Raw genomic sequence first — 22,225 nt, forward strand, 5'->3', positions numbered from 1 at the left:
AGGCCGTGTTCACTTCCTCGAACGGCGGCCGGTTGAGGGAATGGTTGCACCAGTTGCCGCCATCACCGGTGTCCGAAGAGGCGGCGCAGGACTTCCTGAAGAAGCTGACTGACTGGAGGGACCGGTCGCCCGCCGCGCGCGTGACGCACTCGGCCATCCGGCCGATCCGGCGTACCCCCGCCGGGCACTACCGTGCTGGCGTGCTCACCCGCGTCCGGTCAATGGTCCTGTCCGTGTGGCGGTTGCCCGCTGCGCCGGACGCCCGCCCGCCCGGAGGTCTCGACTATGCCTTCGTGGCAGTGGTGGCCGCCCTGGCCGTGGTGGAAGTCGCGGTGCTGCGCACGGACCTGCCGTACCGCTGGCTGTCGCTCGCCGGCTTCCTGGCGTGGCTGCCCACGCTGCTGGTGCGCCGGACCATGCCGCTGTTGACGGTGTCGGTCTTCGCGGCGGTGGTGATGGCACTGCTTGTGGTCACGTCGACCACGGCGGGGCCGGCGCCCGGCGACCTCAACACCGCCGTCGTGGGACTCCTCATCCCCTACAGCCTCACCCGGTGGGCGTCGGGCGCCGGCGCCGCTGAGGGCCTCACCCTCTTCTTCGTCGTGGCGAGCACCTCGCTGGCGTCGCAGGACGTCTCGACCGCCGACCGCATCGGCGGCACCGCGGTCGTCGTGGCCGCCGTCGCGCTGGGCGCCGCCGTCCGCGCACGGGCGATGTTGCGCACGCGCCAGCTCGACGACGTACGGCAGCAGGAGCGGGAGCGCCTGGCCCGCGACCTGCACGACACCGTGGCCCACCACCTCACGGCGATCGCGATCAGCGCGCAGGCGGGACTCGCGGTCGCCGACCGTGAGCCAGACGCGGCCACCGACGCCCTGCGTCGCATCGACGAGGAGGCGACGCGCACGCTGGCCGAGACGCGGAAGGTGCTGCGGATGCTCCGCACCGACGACGAGCCACCGGTGCAACCGTTGGACGACCTCCTCGGCCTGGCGAGCGACGGGCCCGGGCCGGTGGTCACGGTTGACGTCGACGTCCACCTCGACGACCTGACCCCGACGGTCGCGGCCGCCCTCCAGCGCATCGCGCAGGAGGCTGTCGCCAACGCGCGCAGGCACGCCCGGGACACCACACTGGTCGAGGTGCGGGTCACCCGGGAGCGGGACTGCGTCACGCTGGCCGTGACCGACGACGGACGGGGGTCGGCGGGCAGCGGTGACGGCTTCGGCATCGCCGGCATGACCGAGCGGGCAGCCCTGCTCGGCGGCCGTCTCGAGGCCGGGCCGCTGGCACCGGCGGCCGGCTGGCGCGTGACCGCGCGCCTCCCGCTGGAGGAGGGCCGATGACGCTGCGCGTGCTGGTGGCCGACGACCAGGAGATCGTGCGCACCGGGCTGGCGATGATCCTCGACGCCCAGGACGGCATCGAGGTCGTCGCCACGGCCGTCGACGGCCACGACGCCGTCGAGCAGGCGCGGGCGCTGCGTCCCGACGTGTGCCTGCTCGACATCCGCATGCCCCGGCTCAACGGCATCGAGGCGACCCGCGCGCTCGCCGGCCCGGACGTCGCCGACCCGATGGCGGTGGTCGTGGTGACGACCTTCGACCTCGACGACTACGTCTACGGCGCGCTCCTCGCCGGCGCGCGGGGCTTCCTGCTCAAGGACTGCGGGCCGCAGCTGCTCACCCATGCGGTGCGCGCCGCGGCGGACGGCGGCTCCCTGATCGCCCCCACCGTGACCACCCGCCTGCTCCGGACCTTCGCGGGCCGCGACACTCCCCCGCAGCCCGCCACGCCCCTGACGGAGCGCGAGGAGCAGGTGCTGGTCGCCGTCGCGCGCGGCCTGACCAACCACGAGGTCGCCGCCGAGCTCTACATCTCCCTCAGCACCGTCAAGACCCACATCGGTGCGCTGATGGCCAAGCTCGGCGTGCGCAACCGGGTCGAGCTCGCGCTGTGGGCCTACCAGGCCCGACGGCTCGACTGACGCGTCTGCGACCGCCGCACCAACCACTCCGCGACGGCCAGGTTGAGCACCCACGCCAGACCCATCACGACGGCCTTCGGGTGGCCCGAGGGCTGCCCGACGAGCGCGACGTACGGGCCGAGGAACAGCGCTTGGGTACCGGCGCCCTGCGCGACGGCGTACGCCCGCGCCATCCACCGCTGGTGCGTACGGACGTCGCGGCGGCGGATCGCGAGCAGGCCGAGCACCAGCCCGGCGACCATGACGGCCCCGAAGAGCAGGCGCAGCCACATCAGGGTGGTGTTGTCGTGGGTCGTAAGGTCGGAGAAGGCCGCCATCCACATCCCGCTCAGCCCACCCGCAACACCTGCCGGCACCAGCACCCGTCCGGTCCAGCGGTGCCAGCCCGGACGCCTGCGCCGGAAGGACGGCCAGAGCTGGAGCGCACCGAGGAGCAGGTACGCCGTGGCTCCGAAGATGTGGACGAGGATCGGTGCGGGCAGGTCGAAGAAGCGTGCGTTCTCGGCCGTGCGGCCACCCGACAGGTCGACCAGGCGGAAGACGCCTCCCAGGGACGGCACCACGGCGAGCGCCAGCAGGCTGGCCGGGATCCACCAGTCGCGGCGGGACCGCGTGGCACTGGCAGGGCGGGTTGCGGCGGTCGTCGTCATGCCGACGAGCCTCGCTTCGCCGGACGTACGACGCATCGGCCCGCGGGCCGGCGCGGGTCAGCCGATCGGCCGAGACACCGCCGACGCCTCCAGCGCGGCGATCAGGGTGCGGGCGTCGTGGGGACCGACGTGGCGGGTGTCGCCGACGAAGAAGGTCGGGGTGCCGCGTACGCCGCTCTCCTCCGCCGAGGCGACGTCCTGGGCGACGTGCCGGGCGAGGTCGTCGTCGTCGAGGTCGCGGAGGAACTGCTCCACGTCGAGGTCGAGCTCGGCGGCGTAGCCGGCGAGGTCCTCCAGCTCGAGCTCGTCCTGGTGGGCGAAGAGCACGTCGTGCATGTCCCAGTAGCGGCCCTGGCGTGCCGCCGCCTCGGCGCCCAGCGCCGCCAGCTCGGCGTGCGGGTGCACCGGCAGCGGCAGGTGCCGGGTGACGTAGCGCAGCCGGTCGCCGAAGTGCGCGCGGAGCTCCTTGCCGACACCGCTGACCCGGGCGCAGAACGGGCACTCGAAGTCGAGGTACTCCACGAGGGTCAGCGGGGCGTCGACCGGACCCGCGACGTGGTCGCGCGCCGGGTCGACCGGCCGGCTGAGGTGGGTCGGCAAGGCGGCGTCGCGCTGGCCGAGGAAGCGGGCGGCGAAGCGGAAGGCCAGCCAGCCGGCCAGGCTCGCGAGGGCCGCGGCGAGCAGGACTCCGACGCGGGCCTGGTCCTGGAGCCGGGACGACTCGAACGCCAGGCTGATGATGAGGAGCGACACGGTGAAGCCGATGCCGGAGAGCGCGCCACCGGCCAGCGTGTGGCCCAGCCCGACTCCCTGCGGCAGCCGGCCCCAGCCCAGGCGCACGCTCGCCCAGGCGCCGGCGAAGATGCCCAGCGCCTTGCCGACGACGAGCCCGAGCACGATGCCCCACATCAGCCGCGAACCGAGGGCGTCGCCGAGGACGCCGTCGCGCAGGTCCACCCCGGCGTTGGCGAGCGCGAAGACGGGTACGACGACGTGGCTGGTGGGGGTGTGCAACGCCTCCTGCAGGCGTTCGTTGACCGAGATCGCGCGGGTCAGTGACCGGCGTGCGGCCCGCTGTACCCCGGGCATCGGCGACTGCCGGAACGCGCGGAAGCTGCGAGCGGCGTCCTCCACGTCGGAGCGGCGCGGGTCGAGCGCCGGGACCAGCAGCCCGCTGAGCATGCCGGCGATCGAGGCGTGCACACCGGACTCCAGCGTGGCGAACCACATCACCAGCACGCCCAGCACGTAGGGCGCCGCCTGCCACACCCCCGCGCGGTCGAGCCCGACCAGCACGAGCAGGCAGGCCGCGGCGACGGCCAGGGCGCCGAGGGACAGGTCGTCGGAGTAGACGACACCGATGACGCTGACGGCCACGATGTCGTCGATGACGGTGAGCGTCAGCAGGAAGATCCGCAGCTGGGTCGACACCGCAGGACCCACCAGCGCCATCACGCCGAGCAGGAAGGCGGTGTCGGTCCCGATGACAGCACCCCAGCCGGCGGCGGCCTCGCCGGACGGGTTGAGCGCCAGGAAGAGGGCGGCCGGCACGACCATGCCCATCACGCCCGCGACGAGCGGCACCACGACCCGGCTGCGGTCGACGAGCTCGCCGATGGCGAACTCCTTGCGGACCTCGAGGCCGATGACGAAGAAGAACACGACCATGAGGCCGTCGTTGATCCAGTGGTGCAGGTCCATCGACAGGCCGCCGTCACCGAACCTGAGGGACACCTCGGTGTGCCAGAGGTCGACGTAGGACTGCGACCACGGCGAGTTCGCCCACACCAGGGCGACGAGCGCGGCGACCACCAGCATGCCGGCGGAGCCGGACTCGGTCCGGATGAAGTCGCGCAGCGAGCGCGAGCTCTGCGCCTCGAAGGCCGCGGACCCCGTGCAGGACGACTGGTCGTCGCTCACACCACGCGGTGCATCCAGCCGAAGGTGTCCTCCGCGCGCCCGAACTGCATCCCGACGAGCGCCTCGCGGATCCGCATGGTCAGCTCGGTGCTGGCGGGCGCCGGGGTGACACCCTGGGGCGAGCGCAGCTCGCCGACGGGGGTGACGACCGCGGCGGTGCCGCACGCGAACACCTCGGTGATCTCGCCCGACGCGACGCCGTCGCGCCACTCGTCGATGGAGAACTTCCGCTCCTCCACCGCGTGGCCGAGCTTGCCGGCCAGCTCGATGATCGAGGCCCGGGTGATGCCCTCGAGGATGGTCCCGGTCTCGGGGGTGACGATGCTGCCGTCGCGGTGGACGAAGAAGAGGTTCATCCCGCCGAGCTCCTCGATGTAGCGGAACTCCTGGTCGTCGAGGAACACGACCTGGTCGCAGCCCTTCTCGATGGCCTCGCGCTGGGCGGCGAGCGACGCGGCGTAGTTGCCGCCGGTCTTCGCGGCGCCCATGCCACCGCGACCGGCGCGGGTGAACGTCTCCGACAGCCACAGGTTGACGGGCTTGATGCCGCCCTTGAAGTAGGCGCCTGCCGGTGACGCGATCACCATGAAGGTCACGTGCTGCGCGGGGCGCACGCCGAGGAAGACCTCGGAGGCGAACATGAAGGGCCGCAGGTAGAGCGCCTTCTCGCCCTCTCCCCCGCCCGCGGCGTTGTCGGGGACCCACCGCTGGTCGGCCTCGACGAGCGCGTCGACGCAGGCGACGAAGTCGTCGACCGGCAGCTCGGGGAACGCGAGCCGCTGCGAGGAGCGCACCATCCGCGCGGCGTTCTGCTCGGGACGGAAGGTCCAGATCGACCCGTCCTCGTGCCGGTAGGCCTTCATCCCCTCGAAGGTCTCCTGCGCGTAGTGCAGCACCGCCGTCGCCGGGTCGAGCGTCAGCGGGCCGTAGGGCTCGATGCGCGCGGCGTGCCACCCGTCCGCGGGCGTCCACTCGACCGTGAGCATGTGGTCGGTGAAGTGCTGGCCGAACCCGGGGTTCGCGAGGATCTCTGCGAGCCGGGCGTCGTCGACGGGGGCGGGGTTGGCGGTGGTGCTGATCTGCATGGGGTCAACCTATTCCAGAACCCGTCGGCGGGCTCTCAGAGGCGGGCGGCGATGGCGTCCCCGACCTCGCTCGTACGACGGCTCGTGCCGGGGTCGCGCTCGGAGAGGTCGGCCAGCACGGCCGCCTCGATCGCGGCCGCCGCCTCGGCGTGGCCGAGGTGGTCGAGCAGGAGCGCGCCGGAGAGGATCGCGGCGGTCGGGTCGGCCTTCTGCTGTCCGGCGATGTCGGGGGCGGAACCGTGGACGGGCTCGAACATCGACGGGGCCGTCCGGTCGGGGTTGACGTTGCCGGAGGCGGCCAGCCCGATGCCGCCGGTGATGGCGGCGGCGAGGTCGGTGACGATGTCGCCGAAGAGGTTGTCGGTGACGATCACGTCGAAGCGGGCGGGGTCGGTGGCCATGAAGATCATGGCCGCGTCGATGTGGATGTAGTCGGTCGTGACGTCGGGGTGCTCGGCGCCGACCTGCTCGAAGAGTCGCCACCACAGGGAGCCGGCGTTGACGAGGACGTTGGTCTTGTGGACCAGCGTCAGCTTCTTGCGCGGGCGCTTCTGCGCGCGGGCGAAAGCGTCGCGGACCACGCGCTCGACGCCGTACGCCGTGTTGAGCGAGACCTCGGTCGCGACCTCGGCGGGGGTGCCGCCGCGCAGCACGCCGCCGTTGCCGGTGTAGGGGCCCTCGGTGCCCTCGCGCACCACGACGAAGTCGATGTCACCCTTGTCGAGCACGTGGTCGGCCAGGGGTGAGACCGAGCCCGGGAAGAGCCGCGACGGGCGGAGGTTGACGTAGTGGTCGAGCTCGAAGCGCAGCTTGAGGAGCAGGCCGCGCTCGAGGATGCCGGGGGGCAGGTTCGGGTCGTTGGGCTTGCCGCCGACGGCACCGAGCAGGATCGCGTCGTGCCCGCGGATCTCCGCGAGCACCGAGTCGGGCAGCACCTCGCCGGTCGCGAGGTAGCGCTCGGCGCCGAGGTCGTAGCGCGTCGACTCGAACTTCACCGGCGAGGCGACCTCGAGGACCTTGAGGGCCTCGGCGGTCACCTCGGGGCCGATGCCGTCGCCGGGGATGACGGCGAGGGTCGGGCTCCCGGTGTCGCGGGCTGCTGCTGTCTGCGCGGTGTCAGGCATGCGGCGAACGTTAGTTGTCGTCGGGGCGCTGGCCGCCGCCGTCTCGCAGGTCAAGCGCGGTCTGGACGGCGACCGCGGTGTTCTCGGCGCTGCGCGGGTTCTCGGGGTCGTGGGCCGCGGGGCCCCAGGTGTCGGGATACATCGCGTACATGGGTCTCACTCCTGTGTGTGGCTGGTGGTGGGTGAGCCCGAAGCCGCCGACACCGCGGCGGGGAGGGAAGCAGGACGTCGGGGATCGCCCGGGCCCGGCTGCCGGCCGACGAGCGTGCGGGTCGCGCAGGACTGCGAGGGACCCGCCGCGAAGGCGGTGGCTTCGAGCTCGGCTGAGCAGGCGCTCAGCGGAGGGGCGAAAGGCCGGGCGGCGGAACCTCGTCAACGCCGAACACCGCGACGAGGTGGCCTCTCTCTCAGGCCTCGCCGCGGCGATCGATAAGTACGAAGACGCTCCGCATGATGGGACGACTGTACGACTGACGGACGCGCCGCCGCACGGGGTTTCTGTAAACGTGTCAGATCGTGAGATGGGCGGCCATCGACTGGGATCGCGGGCGAGGAGTGACAGACTCGGCGGCCTCATGTCTGCTCCCCCGGATCTCCCCGACATCGTCCAGCGCGCCTTCGACGTGTGCCGCCAGGCCGGCTACGTCGCGTTCTGCCGCAACGAGACCGGTCGCCTGCTCGCGACACTCGCCGCGACACGGGGCGGCACGATGGCCGAGTTCGGCACCGGCTGCGGTGTCGGAACCGCGTGGCTGCGCAGCGGCGTACGCAACGGGGCGCGCATCCTGACCGCCGAGCTCGACGAGTCGCTGGCCGGCGCGGCGTCCAAGATCTTCGACGACGACGCCAAGGTCGAGGTGCTCGCCGCCGACTGGAGCGTGCTGCGCGAGCACGGCCCCTTCTCCCTGTTGTTCCTCGACTCGGGCACGCCGTCCGAGGTGGGCGTCGACGCCGTCATCGACCTCGTCGAGCCCGGCGGCATCGTGGTGCTCGACGACTTCGCGCCCTGCGAGTCCTGGCCCCCGATCACCTACGGCCGCGTCGACACCCTCCGCGAGCAGTGGCTCACCGACGAGCGCTTCACCGCGGTCGAGGTGATGGTGGCCGCCGACGCGTCCGCCGTCATCGCCACCCGGCGCTGAGCAGGCGGGCGCCGGGACGTGGGACGGCTCGCCGTCGCGGCGCCCAGCCCGGAGGCCGCGGACGCCGCTGAGCAGGTCGCCCGCGCGGGCGGCTCCGCCGTCGACGCCGCCATCGCGGCCGCCCTGGTCGCGATGGTCACCGAGGTCGGGCTCGTCTCGCTGAGCTCGGGCGGGTTCGTCACGGTGCAACCGTCCGCCCGAGCGGCGTACGCCGTCGACGGCTGGATGGACCGGCCCGGCATCGGCCGCCGCGTCGACGCTCCCCCGCCCCGCACGTGGGACGTCTCGACGGAGTACGGCGGCGGGGTGGAGATCACGATCGGCGCCGGCTCGGTCGCCACGCACGGCTCCCTCGCCGCCTTCGGCGAGGCGCACGCCCGCGACGGGCACCTGCCGTGGGCCGAGCTCGTGGCGCCGGCGATCGACGTCGCCCGCGGTGGCTTCACCCTGGGCTCGGCGTCGCGCTACTACCTGCGCCACGTCCACGAGTCGATCTTCGGGTGGGACCCCGCCAGCCACGCAGCCCTGCACGACGACGCGGGTCGGCTGACCGAGGACCGCGTCGTCGTCGCCGACCTCGCGACGACGCTGGAGCACGTCGCGGCCGTCGGCCCTCGCGCGCTCCACGACGGCGACCTCGCCGACGCGATCGCGGCGGACGTCGGCGAGCGCGGCGGCCTGCTCGGACGCGTCGACCTGGCGGCGTACGCGCCCGTGGTCCGCGAGCCGCTGACGGCCCGCGTCCACGGCTGGAGCCTCGCGACCACGACGCCGCCGTCGGTCGGTGGGGTGGTCCTCGCGGCCATGCTGCGACTGATGGAGGACCGGCCGAGGGCCGGCTGGGACGCGGACGACGTCGCGCACCTCGTCCGGGTGCAGCGGGCCGTCCTGGGACACCGTCGCGAGGTGCTGGAGGTCGCCGCCGACCTCGCCGACGCGTCGCGCGCCTGGCTCGACCGGGTCGACGCCGACCACCGGGCGGTGCTCGAGTCGGGCTCGACGGCCCACGTGTCGGTCACCGACGCCGACGGCTCGGCGTGCTCGCTGACAGTGTCATCGGGCTACGGCGCCGGCATGATCGCGGCCGGCACCGGGATCTGGCTCAACAACTGTCTCGGCGAGCAGGAGCTCAACCCGCCCGACCGGCAGGTCGCCCCGGGTGAGCGCCTGCTGTCCAACATGGCGCCCGTCGTCGGGCGCCACGACGACGGGTCGACGCTGGCGATCGGGTCGCCCGGTGCCGACCGCATCACGACTGCGGTCGTGTGTGCGCTGGCCGGCTTCGTCAACGGCGGGCTCGACCTCCACGCCGCCGTGGCCCATCCCCGGGTGCACGTCCACCGGGCCGGGCTGCCCGACGAGGTGGTGCGCATGGAGGACGCGCTGTCCATGTACTTCGGCGGCGTCGGTGCCGCGCTCACCCGCTCCGACGGATCGCTCGACGCGGTCGCTGACCCGCGACGCGAGGGTGAGGCCCGGGTGGTGGGGGTCAGCCCTCGCGAGGCGCCATCAGGTCCACGGTGAACCACGGCAGCATCAGCTGGGTGAGCGGACCGATCGCCAGGGCGTAGACCACCGTGCCCACACCGAGGACGCCACCGAGCAGGAGGCCGATGACCACGACGGCGACCTCGAGACCGGTGCGCACGAGCCGCAACGACAGGCCGGTGCGTCGCGCGAGCCCGGTCATCAGGCCGTCGCGCGGACCGCGGCCGAGCTGAGCGCCGATGTAGAGCGCGCTCGCCAGTCCGCACAGCACGACGCCGCCCACCATCAGGCCGAGCCGGCCGGCGATCGCGTCCGGGCGGTCGAGGACGGCCAGGGTCGCGTCGGCGGAGAGGCCCACGACCACCGCGTTGCTGATCGTGCCGAGCCCCGGCATCTCACGCAGCGGGATCCAGAGGACGAGCACCACGAAGCTGAAGAGCACGACCGCCTGGCCCAGGGTCATCGGGACGTGGCGGACGAAGCCGGAGTGCAGGACGTCCCACGGCGCCAGGCCGAGCGCGCCGCGCACCATCATCGCCAGCGAGACGCCGTACAGGACGAGTCCGACATAGAGCTGCGGCAGGCGCCGGAGAAGATGTCCGGCGCGCAGCTGGGCGACGGGACCGAGGTCGACGAGGACGCCGCGGGGAGCGGTTCCCAGGGTGGTCGCGGTGGTGGCTCCGGTGGGGGTCGTGCTGGTCATGGCACCATCATGCCCGCGATTGGCCTTGTCCGAAATAGCCAATCATGGAACAGTGGCCTGCATGAGCCGGGTCGTGACGTCCCAGCGCGTAGCCACCCTCGTCGGTGAGTTCCCGCGCTCCCCCGCCTACCTCGGACTCGCCGAGAGCCTGCGCGTCCTCATCGGCGATGGTCGGATCGGCATCGACGTGCGGCTGCCGAGCGAGCGCGACCTCACAGCCGCCCTCGACGTCTCGCGCACCACCGTCACGCGGGCCTACGAGGTGCTGCGGGAGTCCGGGTACGCCGAGGCGCGGCGAGGCTCCGGCACGTTCACGACCGTGCCGGGTGGGCAGCGCCGCGCGCACGACCGGTCGCTGATGCCGGGCACCGGGGGCGAGGACGTCATCGACCTCAACTGCGCGGCTCACTCCGCCCCGCCCGGCCTCGTCGAGGCCTACCAGCGCGCCACCGAGCAGCTGCCGGCCTACCTCAGCGGTCCGGGCTACTTCCCGCTCGGGGTGCCCGCGCTCCAGGCGCGGATCGCGGCCGCCTACGAGGCCCGCGGGGTGCCGACCGTGCCCGAGCAGGTGATGGTCACCGCCGGCGCGCTGGCCGCCGCGTCCGTCGTGGCGCAGGCCTTCACCGCCCCGGGCGAGCGGGTCGTCGTCGAGTCGCCCACCTACCCCAACGCCACGCAGGCGGTGCGCCACGCAGGTGCACGCCTGGTCGCGGCCACGGTCGACCCCGACGGCTGGGACCTCGACGCGCTGGCGGCCACGCTCCGCCAGACCTCGCCCCGGCTGGCCTACCTGATCCCCGACTTCCAGAACCCGACCGGGCAGCTCATGAGCGACGCCCAGCGCGAGGAGCTCGCCCGGACCCTCGCCCGCACGCGCACCACCGTCGTCGCCGACGAGGCCCACCAGGCGCTCGCCCTGCGGCCGGGGCTGGCCGACGACATGCCGCGGCCGCTGGCGGCGTACGCCCCCGACGCGATCACGATCGGCAGCGCGAGCAAGTCGTTCTGGGGCGGGCTGCGCCTGGGCTGGGTGCGGGCGCCGCTCGCCGACATGGACCGCCTGCTGCAGGCGCGCATCGGCCTCGACCTGGGCGCGCCGGTCTTCGAGCAGCTCGTGCTCGCCGACCTGCTCGACCGCGCCGACGAGGTGCTGCCGGTGCACCGCGAGCGCCTGCTCGCGGGCCGGGACGCCCTCGTCGCGGGCGTCCGCGAGCACCTGCCGTCCTGGCGCTTCCGCGTGCCCGACGGCGGGCTCGCCCTGTGGTGCGAGCTGCCCGAGGCGCTCGGCACCGCGACGACGGTCGAGGCGGAGCGCCGCGGCGTGGTCGTCGCGCCCGGGCCCGTGTTCGCGGTCGAGGGCGGTCTCGACCGCTTCGTCCGGATCCCCTGGACCGCCTCCCCCGACGACCTCACCGAGGCCGTACGACGTCTCGCCGCCGCGTGGGAGCACGTGTCCACCGACGCAGCCCGGCCGGCAGCGCGTCGCGCCGCCGGCCGGGTGATGGTCGCGTAGGTCGCCTCAGACCAGGTCGGCCGCGCGCACCGAGACCGCGTCGATGGCGGCCTCGATCTCGTTCAGCGTCTCGGCCGGGATGGCCGAGTCGACGCTGAGCGCGACGAGCGCCTCGCCGCCCTTGCCCTGGCGCGAGACCTGCATGCCGGCGATGTTGACCTGCGCGTCGCCGAGGATCCCGCCGACCGTGCCGACCATCCCGGGCCGGTCGACGTAGGTGAAGAACGCGAGGTGGTCGGTCGGCTCGATGTCGACGTCGAACCCGTTGACCTCGACCAGCCGCTCCTTCTGCGCGATCCCCACGAGCGTGCCGCTCACCGACACCTGGGTGCCGTCGGCGAGCGTCCCGCGGAGGGTGATGAGGTTGCGGTGGTCGGGGCTCTCGGCCTCGGTCACCAGGCGCACCTCCGTGCCGCGCTCGGCGGCGAGGAGCGGGGCGTTCACGTAGGAGACCTGCTCCTCCACGATGTCGGCGAAGACTCCCTTGAGCGCGGCCAGCTCGAGCACCTTGACGTCGTACTCGGTGATCTCGCCGCGGACCTCCACGTCGAGCTGCTGGGCGACCTCGCCGGCCAGGGCGGTGAAGACGCGACCCAGCTTCTCGGTGAGCGGGATACCGGGACGCACGTCCTCGGCGATGACCCCGCCCTGCACGTTGACGGCGTCGGGCACCAGCTCGCCGCTCAGCGCGAGCCGGACCGACCGGGCGACGGCCACGCCGGCCTTCTCCTGGGCCTCGTCGGTGGAGGCGCCGAGGTGGGGCGTGGCGACGACGTTCTCGAGCTCGAACAGGGGGCTGTCGGTGCAGGGCTCGCTGGCGAAGACGTCGAGCCCGGCCGCGGCGATCTGCCCGGTCTTGAGGGCGTCGAACAGCGCGGCCTCGTCGACGATCCCACCGCGGGCGGCGTTGACGAGGACCAGGCTGCGCTTGGCCCGGGCGAGCTGGTCGGCGCCGATCAGGCCGACCGTCTCGGGCGTCTTGGGCAGGTGGACGCTCATGAAGTCGGAGTCCGCCAGGAGGGTGTCGAGGTCGACGAGGCGTACGCCCATCTGGGCGGCGCGGCCGGCCTGCACGTAGGGGTCGTAGGCGATGACCTTCATGCCGAAGGCGCTGAGTCGCTGGGCGACGAGGACGCCGATGCGGCCGAGGCCGACGATGCCGACGGTCTTCTCGTAGAGCTCGATGCCGGTGTACTTCGACCGCTTCCACTCGCCACCGCGCAGCGCAGCGTGCGCCGGGCTGATGTGGCGGGCCGCCGCGAGCATCAGCGCGACGGCAAGCTCGGCGGCACTGACGATGTTGGACGTCGGCGCGTTGACCACCATGACGCCGGCCTGGGTGGCGGCCCTCACGTCGACGTTGTCGAGGCCGACCCCCGCGCGGGCGACGACCTTGAGGCGCTGGGCCGCGTCGAGGGCCTCGGCGTCGACCTTGGTCGCGGAGCGCACCAGAATGGCGTCGACGTCGGCGATCGCCGGGATGAGCTCGGCGCGGTCAGCGCCGTTGCAGCTGCGGATCTCGAAGTCCGGGCCGAGCGCCTCGATCGTGGCGGGGCTCAGCTCCTCGGCGATGAGCACGACCGGGCGGGCTGGCGTGGAGGGTGCAGGTGCGTTCACAGCGGGGTCCTCGCGGAGAATCAAGGGTGTGTCCGGGACTGCACGACGCTGTGCCCGGCCCACCCTACTCGCGAGTCGGCCGGCCCACGAACCTGTCCCACTCTCCAGGTGTCGCGCGGGGCCCCGGGCACGGGCCGAGTGTCGGAGGGCACTCCTACGATCGCTCCATGGGCGTGATGGACGACGCGGAGCGGCTCGAGCCGGGCACGGTCGAGGAGTGGAGCGCCTGGCTGCGTGAGCACCACGATCAGCCGCAGGGGGTGTGGCTGGTCAGTCCGCGCAAAGCCACCGATCGGCCGTTCTCCTACGAGGAGGCCGTCCTCGAGGCGCTGCGCTACGGATGGGTCGACTCGACCGCCAGGCCGGTGGACGAGCAACGGTCGATGCAGTGGTTCGCCCCGCGCCGCAGGGGCAGCATGTGGACCCGCATCAACAAGGGGCGCGTCGCCCGGCTCGAGGCGGCCGGCCTGATGGAGCCCGCCGGCGCAGCCGCGATCGCGAGTGCCAAGGAGACGGGCATGTGGACCCTGATGGACCAGGTCGAGGACCGCGTCGTCCCCGACGACCTGGCCGCCGCCTTCGACCGCCATCCGGGGTCACGCGAGCACTGGGAGTCGTGGTCGGCGTCCGCGCAGAAGATGATCCTGACCTGGATCGTGCTGGCCAAGCGCCCGGAGACCCGCGCGACCCGCATCGAGACGACGGCCGAGAAGGCCGCTCAGGGAGTCAAGTCGCAGTAGGTCTCAGATGGCGCAGCCGTCCAGGCCGCACTCCTGCCCGGTCGCGCTGCCCGTGGCGAGCACCTCGATCGCGGGGTGCGACTCCGACCACGCGCGCTCGAGCACCTGTGTGAAGACCTCGGTCGGCTGCGCGCCGGAGACGCCGTACTTCTGGTCGACCACGAAGAACGGCACCCCGTTGGCGCCGTAGGCCTGGGCCTGCGCGACGTCGGCGTGCACGTCGTCCTCGAACTCGCGGGAGCCGAGGACCTCCTCGACGCGTGCCGCGTCGAGACCGGCCGCCCGAGCGACGTCGCGCAGCACGTCGTGGTCGGCGACGTTGCGGGCCTCGGTGAAGTAGGCCGCGAGCAGGGCCTCCTTCACGCGGCCCTGGAGCTCGTTGCCACCCTGCTGGTGGGCGAGGTGGATGAGGCGGTGGGCGTCCACCGTGTTGAGGTGCAGCGTCTGCGAGAGCCGGTAGACCAGGCCCTCCTCGGCCGCGACCGCCTCGACCCGGTCCTGCATCTGCTGGGCGCCGTCCGGCGACTGGCCGTACTTCCGAGCCAGCATCGTCGTCGTGCTCTCCGTCGGCTCGGTCGGCGCGCCCGGGTCGAGCTGGTAGGAGCGCCAGTGCACCTCCACCTCGTCGGCGTGCTCGAAGTCGGCCAGGGCGTTCTCGATGCGACGCTTGCCGATGTAGCACCACGGGCAGACGACGTCGGACCAGATCTCGATCTTCACGCCGAGCCCAACACGCCGTGTGACCTGCGTGTTCCCGAGCGGACTGGGCAGTGAGTCTCCAGGAGACTCAACGGCCAGTCCCGGGCGTGTCGCGGCTCAGGACTCCTGGCGGCGCACCTTGGCGCGGCGGGCGACGTAGGTCACGCCAAAGCCCAGGACCAGGGCCAGCAGCACGCCGAGGTTGGCGTAGGGCCAGTTGCCCTCCCAGTAGGGGCCGGCCGGGTCGTCGACGTAGGTGCCGAGGCCCAGCGGCTCGAGAAGGAAGCCCTGCCAGTTGTTCCAGGCCGCATCGGCGGCGAAGTTGTTGACCACCAGGCCCCAGCCGAGGACCGACGCGCCCACCATGGTGCCGATCGACGTCCAGTCGAACGACCCGTAGCGCCCGGCAGGGTCGAACAGGGCGGCCTCGTCGTAGTCGCGCTTGCGCAGCGCGATGTCGGCGATCATGATCCCCGCCCACGCGGCGAGCGGGACGCCGAGGGTGATGAGGAAGCTCTGGAACGGGCCCAGGAAGTCCTCCGCGAAGAAGACCACCCAGATCGTGCCGAGGGTGAGGATGAGGCCGTCGACGAACGCCGCGGCCGGTCGCGGGATGCGCACGCCCAGCGACAGCAGGGTCAGGCCCGAGGAGTAGATGCCGAGCACGGCGCCGCTGACGAGCGCGAGGATGGCGGCGATCAGGAACGGCACCAGGAACCACGTCGGCAGCAGCGTGCCGAGCGTGCCGATCGGGTCGGCGGCGATGTCCGCGGACAGGGTGTCCGACGAGCCCGCGAGCAGCAGCCCGAAGATCACCAGCAGCACGGGCGCGATCGCTCCGCCGAAGGTGTTCCAGCCGACGATGGCGGCGCCCGGGGCGTCGCGGTGCTGGTAGCGCGACCAGTCGGCGGCGATGTTGATCCAGCCCAGGCCGAAGCCGGTCATCACCATGACGAGGGCGCCGACCATCTGCTGGGCGCTGCCGTCCGGGATGGCGCTGACCGCCGACCAGTCGATCTCGTCGAGGGTGAGGGCCACGTAGACGATGGTGGCGATGCCGGTGATCCAGGTCAGGACCGACTGCATGCGCATGATGACGTGGTAGCCGGCCACGCTCGCCGAGACGATGAGCAGCGCGACGACGATGGTGGCCACCACCTGCGTCGTGGTGCCGCCCGACCAGCCGAGCTGGGCGAAGATCGTCGCGGTCGCGAGCACGGCGAGGATCGCGAGGAATGTCTCCCAGCCGATGGAGACCAGCCACGAGACGACCCCGGGCACCTTCTGCCCGTTGACACCGAACGCCGCCCGGCTCAGCACCATCGTGGGCGCCGAGCCGCGCTTGCCCGCGATCGCGATGATCCCGCACAGCGCGAACGACACGACGATGCCGACGACCGTGACGACCAGGGCCTGGACGAACGAGATGCCGAAGCCCAGCACGAACGAGCCGTAGCTGATGCCGAAGACCGAGACGTTGGCCGCGAACCACGGCCAGAACAGGTCGCGCGGACGCGCCGTCCGCTGGGACTCCTCGATGATCTCGATGCCGGTCGTCTCGACGCCGAGACGGCGGGTCTGCTCCAGCCCCGACGCGGGTGCGGTCGTGTTGCTCATGCCCGCATCGTCGCGCACCCAGGTCCCGGGAGCCAGCACCACCCGCCTACTCGGGCGGTGCGACCAGCCGGGGGTCGAGGTCCGCACCCACCACGTCGAAGTGGTCGACGTGCAGGTCCTTCTCCGCGAGCAGGTCGTCGTCCCCCGGGTAGAACACCGCACGGTCCGGCTCGTCGCCTGCGAAGCGTCGTACGTCGTCCATGGACCGCCAGAGCGAGACGGTCTCCACCTCCACCAGGCCGTCGCCGCGATCGCGGCTGAGGACCAGCGCCCCCAGGTTGCCCTCGGTCGACCGGTAGTCGCGCACCCCGGTCCCGTCCTGGTGACGCAGGTACGCCTCCGCGTCCGCGGCCCGGACCGCGCCCCGCCATCTGCGCAGGATCATCTGCTCGCCTCTCGTCGTGGTGCTTCGACGCTAGCGGCGGAGGGTCCCGAGGGGCGTGGACGGCGTGTCGGACAGGACGAATTCGCGGACACGGAGACTCGTACGCGCGAAACGGCGCGCCGGGCAGGAATTTCGTCCTGTCCGACGCGCCGTACGGCGGTTGATGCGGGTCGTGCGTCAGCGAGCGGAGCTGCCCTCGACGTAGTCGGAGTCGTGCGACTTCACCCAGGCCATCAGCTTGCGGAGCTCACGCCCGGTCTGCTCGATCGGGTGGCTCTCGGCCTTCTTGCGGAACTCGGTGAACTCGGGCGAGCCGTTGTCCATGTCGGTGATGAAGCGCTCGGCGAAGGCGCCGTTCTTGATGTCGGCGAGCACGGCCTCCATGTTCTTCTTCACCTCGGGGGTGATGACGCGGGGGCCGGAGACGTAGTCGCCGAACTCCGCGGTGTCGGAGACCGACCAGCGCTGCTTGGCGATGCCGCCCTCGTACATCAGGTCGACGATCAGCTTGAGCTCGTGGAGGCACTCGAAGTAGGCCACCTCGGGCTGGTAACCGGCCTCGGTGAGCACCTCGAAGCCGTACATCACCAGCTGCGACGCACCGCCGCACAGCACGGCCTGCTCGCCGAACAGGTCGGTCTCGGTCTCCTCGGTGAAGGTCGTCCTGATGCCGCCGGCGCGCAGGCCGCCGATGGCCTTGGCGTAGGACAGCGCGAGGTCCCAGGCCTTGCCGGACTCGTCCTTCTCCACCGCGACGAGGACGGGCACGCCGCGCCCGTCGACGTACTCACGGCGCACCAGGTGGCCGGGGCCCTTGGGGGCGACCATGAACACGTCGACGCCCTCGGGCGGGGTGATGTAGCCGAAGCGGATGTTGAAGCCGTGGCCGAAGACGAGGGTGTCGCCCGGCGTGAGGGCCGGCTCGATCTCCTCGGCGTAGAGCTTTCGCTGGTGCTGGTCGGGGGCGAGGATCACGATCAGGTCGGACTCCTCAGCCGCCTCGCGCGGGGTGAGCACCCGCAGGCCCTCGGCCTCGGCCTTGTCGCGGCTCTTCGAGCCGGGCTGCAGCCCGATCCGGACGTCGACGCCGGAGTCGCGCAGGGACAGCGCGTGGGCGTGGCCCTGGCTGCCGTAGCCGATCACCGCGACGTTCTTGCCCTGGATCAGGCTCAGGTCGGCGTCGTCGTCGTAGAACATCTCAGCCACTGGGGGCTCTCCTTCATGGGTGGTTTCTCTGGGGTCAGTTGGCGATGGCAGAAACAGGGGCGGGTACGGCGACGGGGCGGTGCGTGCGCTCGCTGATCGAGCGCGAGCCGCGCCCGATCGCCACCATGCCGGACTGCACGAGCTCGCGGATGCCGAAGGGCTCGAGCACGCGCAGCAGGTCGGCGAGCTTGTCGGCGTTGCCGACGGCCTGCACGGTGACCGCGTCGGGGGCCACGTCGACGACCTTGGCCCGGAAGAGCTGGACGGCGTCGAGCACGGCGCCGCGGGTGGTGGCGTCCGCGCGGACCTTGACCAGCAGGAGCTCGCGGTTGACCGACCCGGGGCCGTCGAGCTCGACGATCTTGATCACCTCGACCAGCTTGTTGAGCTGCTTGGTGACCTGCTCGAGCGGCGACTCGTCGACGTTGACCACGATGGTCATCCGCGACACCTCGGAGTGCTCGGTCGGGCCCACCGCGAGGCTGTCGATGTTGAAGCCGCGGCGGGAGAACAGGCTGGCGATGCGGGCGAGCACGCCCGGCTTGTTCTCCACCAGCACGCTCAGCGTGTGCTTGTTGGTCATGCCCGGACCTCCCAGTCGTCCTGGACGTCGTCGTACTGCGGCGCGAGGTCGCGGGCGTACTTGATCTCGTCGTTGCTGGTGCCGGCGGCGACCATCGGCCACACCATCGCGTCGCGGTGGACGCGGAAGTCGACCACGACCGGCTGGTCGTCGATCGCCATCGCCTTGTCGATCGTGGCGTCCACGTCGTCCGGCGACTCGCAGGCCAGGCCCACGCAGCCGTAGGCGTCGGCGAGCTTGACGAAGTCGGGGATGCGCTTGGAGTGCAGGTCGGTGTTGGAGTAGCGCTCGTTGTAGAAGAGCGTCTGCCACTGCCGCACCATGCCGAGCGACTCGTTGTTGATGATCGCGACCTTGATCGGGATGTCGTTGATCGCGCAGGTGGCGAGCTCCTGGTTGGTCATCTGGAAGCAGCCGTCGCCGTCGATGGCCCACACCGTGGTGTCGGGCATCCCGACCTTGGCGCCCATGGCGGCCGGGACGGAGAAGCCCATCGTGCCGAGGCCGCCGGAGTTGATCCAGGTGTTGGGCTTCTCGTAGCCCACGAACTGGGCCGCCCACATCTGGTGCTGGCCGACGCCCGCGACGTAGATCGAGTCGGAGCCGGCGATGTGGCTGAGCCGCTCGAGGACGTACTGGGGGGCGAGCGAGCCGTCGGTCGGCGCGTCGTAGCCGAGCGCGTAGCGCTTCTTGACCCCGGCGAGGAACGAGATCCACGCCTCGTAGTCGCCGTCGGCGCCCTCGGCCTGCAGCAGCGCGACGAGCTGGGCGATGACCTCCTTGCAGTCACCGACGATCGGCACGTCGGCGTGGCGGTTCTTGCCGATCTCGGCCGGGTCGATGTCGGCGTGGATCACCAGCGCGCCGGGGGCGAAGGAGTCGAGGTTGCCGGTCACCCGGTCGTCGAAGCGCGCACCGAGGCTGATGATCAGGTCGCTCTTCTGCAGGCCGGCGACCGCGGCGACCGTGCCGTGCATGCCGGGCATCCCGAGGTGCTGGGGGTTGCTGTCGGGGAACGCGCCGCGCGCCATGAGCGTGGTGACGACCGGGATGCCGGTCAGCGCCGCCAGCTGGGCGAGCTCGCGGTGCGCCCGGGCGCGGATGACGCCGCCGCCGACGTAGAGGACGGGGCGCCGGGCCTCGCGGATCAGGCGCACGGCCTCCTTGATCTGCTTGGCGTGCGGCGTCGTCACCGGTCGGTAGCCGGGGAGGTGCAGCTCGTCGGGCCAGGCGAAGGTGGTCTGCGCCTGCAGGGCCGACTTGGCCACGTCGACGAGCACCGGGCCCGGGCGACCGGTGGAGGCGATGTGGAAGGCCTCGGCGATCGTGTGCGGGATGTCGGCGGGGTCGGTGACCAGGAAGTTGTGCTTGGTGATCGGCATCGTGATGCCGCGGATGTCGGCCTCCTGGAAGGCGTCGGTGCCGATCATCGAGGCCCCGACCTGCCCGGTCACGGCCACCATCGGCACCGAGTCCATGTGGGCGTCGGCGAGCGGCGTGACCAGGTTGGTCGCGCCGGGACCGGAGGTCGCCATGCAGACGCCCACCCGGCCGGTGGCGGCGGCGTACCCCTGGGCGGCGTGGCCGGCGCCCTGCTCGTGGCGCACCAGGATGTGGCGGATGCGCGTCGAGTCCATCAGCGGGTCGTAGGCCGGGAGGATCGCGCCGCCGGGGATGCCGAAGATGTCGGTGACACCGGCCGCCTCGAGGGACGTCACCAGGCTCTGTGCGCCCGTGACCGACCCGCTTCCCTGTGCGCCCTGCTCCGTCATGTCCTTCTCTCTCCTGCGTCTGCGGTCCAGCGGTGAGCCCATGAAAAAACCCCTCGGCCCGGTGGGCGACGAGGGGTGACGCGCGTGCGTTGGCCGGTCGGCCTCAGCTCACGCGTCGCGTGCGTACAAGAATCTCGGTGCGCATGTGACAACCGTCGTCGCCGGGGTGGTCCGGCGTCAAGCAAGTGTGACAGGCGTCCCAGTATCTGGAACAGGAGTCTCGCGATGTGGCCTCTTGGGCGCGCCTCGTCAGCCGCGGTCGAGCGGCGTGCAGATGCAGGAGCGGTTGCCGTCGGGGTCTTCGATGACCCAGTACGACGGCGCCTCGGCGTCGCTGACCAGCCGGCCACCGGCCGCGAGGACGGCCTCGAGGCGCCGCTGGCCCTCGTCGTGGGGCACCCAGACGTCGAAGTGCCAGCGCTGCTCGGGCTCCTGGGGAGGCAGCTCCGAGCCCTCGTTGCTGGGCTCCTGGAACCACACGCCGGGCACCTGCCCGCTCGGGTCCCGGAGCCCGCCCGGTCCGGCCTCGCCGCCGAGGAGCGCTGCGTAGAACGCGCCGAGCCGGTCGCCGGCGGAGGTGTCGAGACCGGGCTCCAGCTCGGTCAGCCCGGAGGTGTCGGCCTCGGCGCCCAGGTCGGCCGCGAAGCCGCTGATCCGGCGGGCCAGCTCGATGTCGCGGCTGGTGATGCCGCCGACGTCGTGGCTGCTCAGGGTGACGATGACCTCGGGATAGGTCAGCTGGACGTCGGGGTGGTGGTTCGCCTCGTCGGCGGCCGCGCCGATCCGGTCGACCAGCGTGACACCGGTCGCGAAGTCGCCGGTGCGGAAGCGTGCCTTGAGGCGGTCGAGGACCTTGCGCCAGTCGTCGAGACCGGCCTCGAGGATCTGGTCGTGGCTGAGTCGCGCCTTCGGGTCGGTCGTCGCATCGCTCATGCCACGACCCTGCCACCGTCCACCGACAGCGGGCCACCCCCTCAGGCCAGCGTCTGGGTGATCTCCCGGGTGTCCCCGTCGACGACGACCCGGGCGAGCGCCCCGTTGACCAGCGGCAGGTGCGGCGGCACGTGGCCGATCTCGAGGTCCCACACGATCGGCAGGTCGAGCCGGCCGAGGGCGTCGAGCACCGCCTCGCGCTGCGTCATCTCCGGGTGGTCGGGGGCGTTGGTACGGCCGACCAGCACGGCGGCCGCCCGGTCGAACCACCCGGCCAGCCGGAGGGAGTGCAGGTAGCGGCAGGTGTTGACGGCGTGCTCCTCGCAGGCCTCGACGTAGACGATCGTCGGCCCGTCCAGCGCCTCGGCCCACGCCCGGACGTCGCCGTACGGCGTGCCGGCGAGGTTGGCGACCGTCTCGGTGCAGCCACCGATGAGGCGGCCGGTGACGTCGAGCGCGCCGCCGCCCTGGACCTCCCAGCCCCCCTCGCCGACGTGCTTCCACGCGGTGGCCTGGGGGTCCTCCTCGAAGCGCACCCAGGTGGCGACCAGGCCGGAGTCGCGCTGCATGAAGGGCCCGGGACCGCCGGCCAGGTCGAGCCAGTGCAGCAGCCCGTCGGGGACGGCGTACGGCGTGTCCGCGAGGTTGTCCCCGTGGAGGGTGGCCCAGCCGAGGCGGGTGGTGATCGGCACGAGCAGGGTCGAGAGGTCGGAGTAGCCCACGAGCCACGTCGGCTCGGCGTCGGCGAGCGCGTCCCAGTCGAGCAGGTCGACCATGTCGATGGCGGTCTCGCCGCCCCAGGGCGGGACGACGCAGTGGATGTCGGGGTCGGCGAGCATGCGGGTCAGCTCGGCAGCCCGCTGCTCGGCCGGGGCCGAGGTGAGGCCGCCGCCGTGGAGGCACTCCCCCTCCACGACGTCGTACCCCCGACCGCGCAGCCAGTCCAGGCAGAACTCGATGCGAGCCGCCGAGGGACCCACGACACCGGCGGACGGCGCGGTCACCGCGACGCGGTCACCCGGTCGGAGGGGGCGGGGGAAGCGGATCGGCGGAGCCATGAC

21 protein-coding genes are annotated in these 22,225 nt (G+C 72.3%); 6 read left to right on the forward strand and 15 right to left on the reverse strand.

The features are described from left to right. The first annotated feature begins 200 nt into the window (after positions 1 to 200). Complete coding sequence (locus HOO61_RS25075; protein ID WP_216658884.1) at positions 201 to 1,346, forward strand: sensor histidine kinase; 1,146 nt, start codon at positions 201 to 203, stop codon at positions 1,344 to 1,346. Then, entirely contained in the window at positions 1,343 to 1,987 is a 645-nt protein-coding gene (locus tag HOO61_RS20205; protein ID WP_172259061.1) for a response regulator transcription factor, read from the forward strand. The genes HOO61_RS25075 and HOO61_RS20205 overlap by 4 nt, the downstream gene beginning before the upstream one ends. Here the strand turns inward: HOO61_RS20205 and HOO61_RS20210 are convergent. The 5 genes from HOO61_RS20210 to HOO61_RS20230 are packed head-to-tail and all read right to left on the reverse strand — an operon-like array spanning position 1,963 to position 6,917. Beyond that, the gene (locus HOO61_RS20210; protein ID WP_172259060.1) at positions 1,963 to 2,637 is read right to left on the reverse strand and encodes a DUF2306 domain-containing protein; all 675 of its coding nucleotides are present in this window, start codon (positions 2,635 to 2,637) and stop codon (positions 1,963 to 1,965) included. The genes HOO61_RS20205 and HOO61_RS20210 overlap by 25 nt on opposite strands. Before the next feature lie 57 nt (positions 2,638 to 2,694). Next, on the reverse strand, positions 2,695 to 4,557 hold the full coding sequence (gene nhaA / locus HOO61_RS20215) for a Na+/H+ antiporter NhaA (RefSeq protein ID WP_367650144.1): 1,863 nt from the start codon (positions 4,555 to 4,557) through the stop codon (positions 2,695 to 2,697). Then, positions 4,554 to 5,642, reverse strand: coding sequence for a branched-chain amino acid aminotransferase (locus HOO61_RS20220; RefSeq protein WP_172259059.1), 1,089 nt, complete (start codon positions 5,640 to 5,642; stop codon positions 4,554 to 4,556). The genes nhaA and HOO61_RS20220 overlap by 4 nt, the downstream gene beginning before the upstream one ends. Positions 5,643 to 5,677: 35 nt before the next feature. After that, positions 5,678 to 6,766: a 3-isopropylmalate dehydrogenase gene (locus HOO61_RS20225; protein ID WP_172259058.1), complete on the reverse strand. Its 1,089-nt coding sequence runs from the start codon at positions 6,764 to 6,766 to the stop codon at positions 5,678 to 5,680. A gap of 10 nt (positions 6,767 to 6,776) precedes the next feature. Then, positions 6,777 to 6,917, reverse strand: coding sequence for a hypothetical protein (locus tag HOO61_RS20230; RefSeq protein ID WP_172259057.1), 141 nt, complete (start codon positions 6,915 to 6,917; stop codon positions 6,777 to 6,779). Positions 6,918 to 7,341: 424 nt separating this feature from the next. On the opposite strand from HOO61_RS20230, the gene HOO61_RS20235 reads away from it, so the two are divergent. Then, positions 7,342 to 7,908, forward strand: coding sequence for an O-methyltransferase (locus HOO61_RS20235; RefSeq protein WP_172259056.1), 567 nt, complete (start codon positions 7,342 to 7,344; stop codon positions 7,906 to 7,908). Positions 7,909 to 7,926: 18 nt separating this feature from the next. After that, a complete protein-coding gene (locus HOO61_RS20240) occupies positions 7,927 to 9,432 on the forward strand; it encodes a gamma-glutamyltransferase (RefSeq protein ID WP_172259055.1) in 1,506 nt (501 codons plus the stop codon). On the opposite strand, the gene HOO61_RS20245 is transcribed toward HOO61_RS20240, so the two are convergent. Further along, positions 9,398 to 10,099, reverse strand: a complete 702-nt coding sequence (locus HOO61_RS20245; protein WP_216658883.1) for a YitT family protein — start codon at positions 10,097 to 10,099, stop codon at positions 9,398 to 9,400. The genes HOO61_RS20240 and HOO61_RS20245 overlap by 35 nt on opposite strands. 61 nt (positions 10,100 to 10,160) lie before the next feature. Here HOO61_RS20245 and HOO61_RS20250 point away from each other — a divergent pair, with 61 nt between their 5' ends. After that, entirely contained in the window at positions 10,161 to 11,612 is a 1,452-nt protein-coding gene (locus HOO61_RS20250; RefSeq protein ID WP_172259054.1) for a PLP-dependent aminotransferase family protein, read from the forward strand. A 6-nt stretch (positions 11,613 to 11,618) separates the two neighbouring features. On the opposite strand, the gene serA is transcribed toward HOO61_RS20250, so the two are convergent. Next, entirely contained in the window at positions 11,619 to 13,229 is a 1,611-nt protein-coding gene (gene serA / locus HOO61_RS20255) for a phosphoglycerate dehydrogenase (RefSeq protein ID WP_172259053.1), read from the reverse strand. Positions 13,230 to 13,396: 167 nt separating this feature from the next. Here serA and HOO61_RS20260 point away from each other — a divergent pair, with 167 nt between their 5' ends. Further along, positions 13,397 to 13,969, forward strand: a complete 573-nt coding sequence (locus HOO61_RS20260; RefSeq protein ID WP_172259052.1) for a YdeI family protein — start codon at positions 13,397 to 13,399, stop codon at positions 13,967 to 13,969. A gap of 3 nt (positions 13,970 to 13,972) precedes the next feature. Here HOO61_RS20260 and HOO61_RS20265 read toward each other — a convergent pair whose 3' ends face one another. From HOO61_RS20265 to HOO61_RS20300, 8 genes are all read right to left on the reverse strand, one after another. Continuing rightward, on the reverse strand, positions 13,973 to 14,689 hold the full coding sequence (locus tag HOO61_RS20265) for a DsbA family oxidoreductase (protein ID WP_172259051.1): 717 nt from the start codon (positions 14,687 to 14,689) through the stop codon (positions 13,973 to 13,975). 96 nt (positions 14,690 to 14,785) lie between these two features. Continuing rightward, entirely contained in the window at positions 14,786 to 16,285 is a 1,500-nt protein-coding gene (locus HOO61_RS20270) for a cytosine permease (protein WP_172259050.1), read from the reverse strand. Positions 16,286 to 16,331: 46 nt separating this feature from the next. After that, on the reverse strand, positions 16,332 to 16,670 hold the full coding sequence (locus tag HOO61_RS20275) for a hypothetical protein (RefSeq protein WP_172259049.1): 339 nt from the start codon (positions 16,668 to 16,670) through the stop codon (positions 16,332 to 16,334). Between the two features lie 177 nt (positions 16,671 to 16,847). Next, on the reverse strand, positions 16,848 to 17,876 hold the full coding sequence (ilvC, locus tag HOO61_RS20280) for a ketol-acid reductoisomerase (RefSeq protein ID WP_367650143.1): 1,029 nt from the start codon (positions 17,874 to 17,876) through the stop codon (positions 16,848 to 16,850). 34 nt (positions 17,877 to 17,910) lie between these two features. Further along, on the reverse strand, positions 17,911 to 18,459 hold the full coding sequence (gene ilvN / locus HOO61_RS20285) for an acetolactate synthase small subunit (protein WP_172259048.1): 549 nt from the start codon (positions 18,457 to 18,459) through the stop codon (positions 17,911 to 17,913). After that, positions 18,456 to 20,231 carry an acetolactate synthase large subunit gene (locus HOO61_RS20290; RefSeq protein WP_172259047.1) on the reverse strand — a complete coding sequence of 592 codons (1,776 nt, stop codon included), beginning with the start codon at positions 20,229 to 20,231 and terminating at the stop codon, positions 18,456 to 18,458. Before HOO61_RS20290 ends, ilvN begins: the two co-directional genes overlap by 4 nt. A 249-nt stretch (positions 20,232 to 20,480) precedes the next feature. Next, entirely contained in the window at positions 20,481 to 21,164 is a 684-nt protein-coding gene (locus tag HOO61_RS20295; protein ID WP_172259046.1) for a 4a-hydroxytetrahydrobiopterin dehydratase, read from the reverse strand. Positions 21,165 to 21,205: 41 nt separating this feature from the next. After that, a complete protein-coding gene (locus HOO61_RS20300) occupies positions 21,206 to 22,222 on the reverse strand; it encodes a S66 peptidase family protein (protein ID WP_172259045.1) in 1,017 nt (338 codons plus the stop codon). Positions 22,223 to 22,225: the final 3 nt, after the last annotated feature.

The sequence above is a fragment of the Nocardioides sp. zg-1230 genome (assembly GCF_013155335.1).
Classification (GTDB): Bacteria; Actinomycetota; Actinomycetes; order Propionibacteriales; family Nocardioidaceae; genus Nocardioides.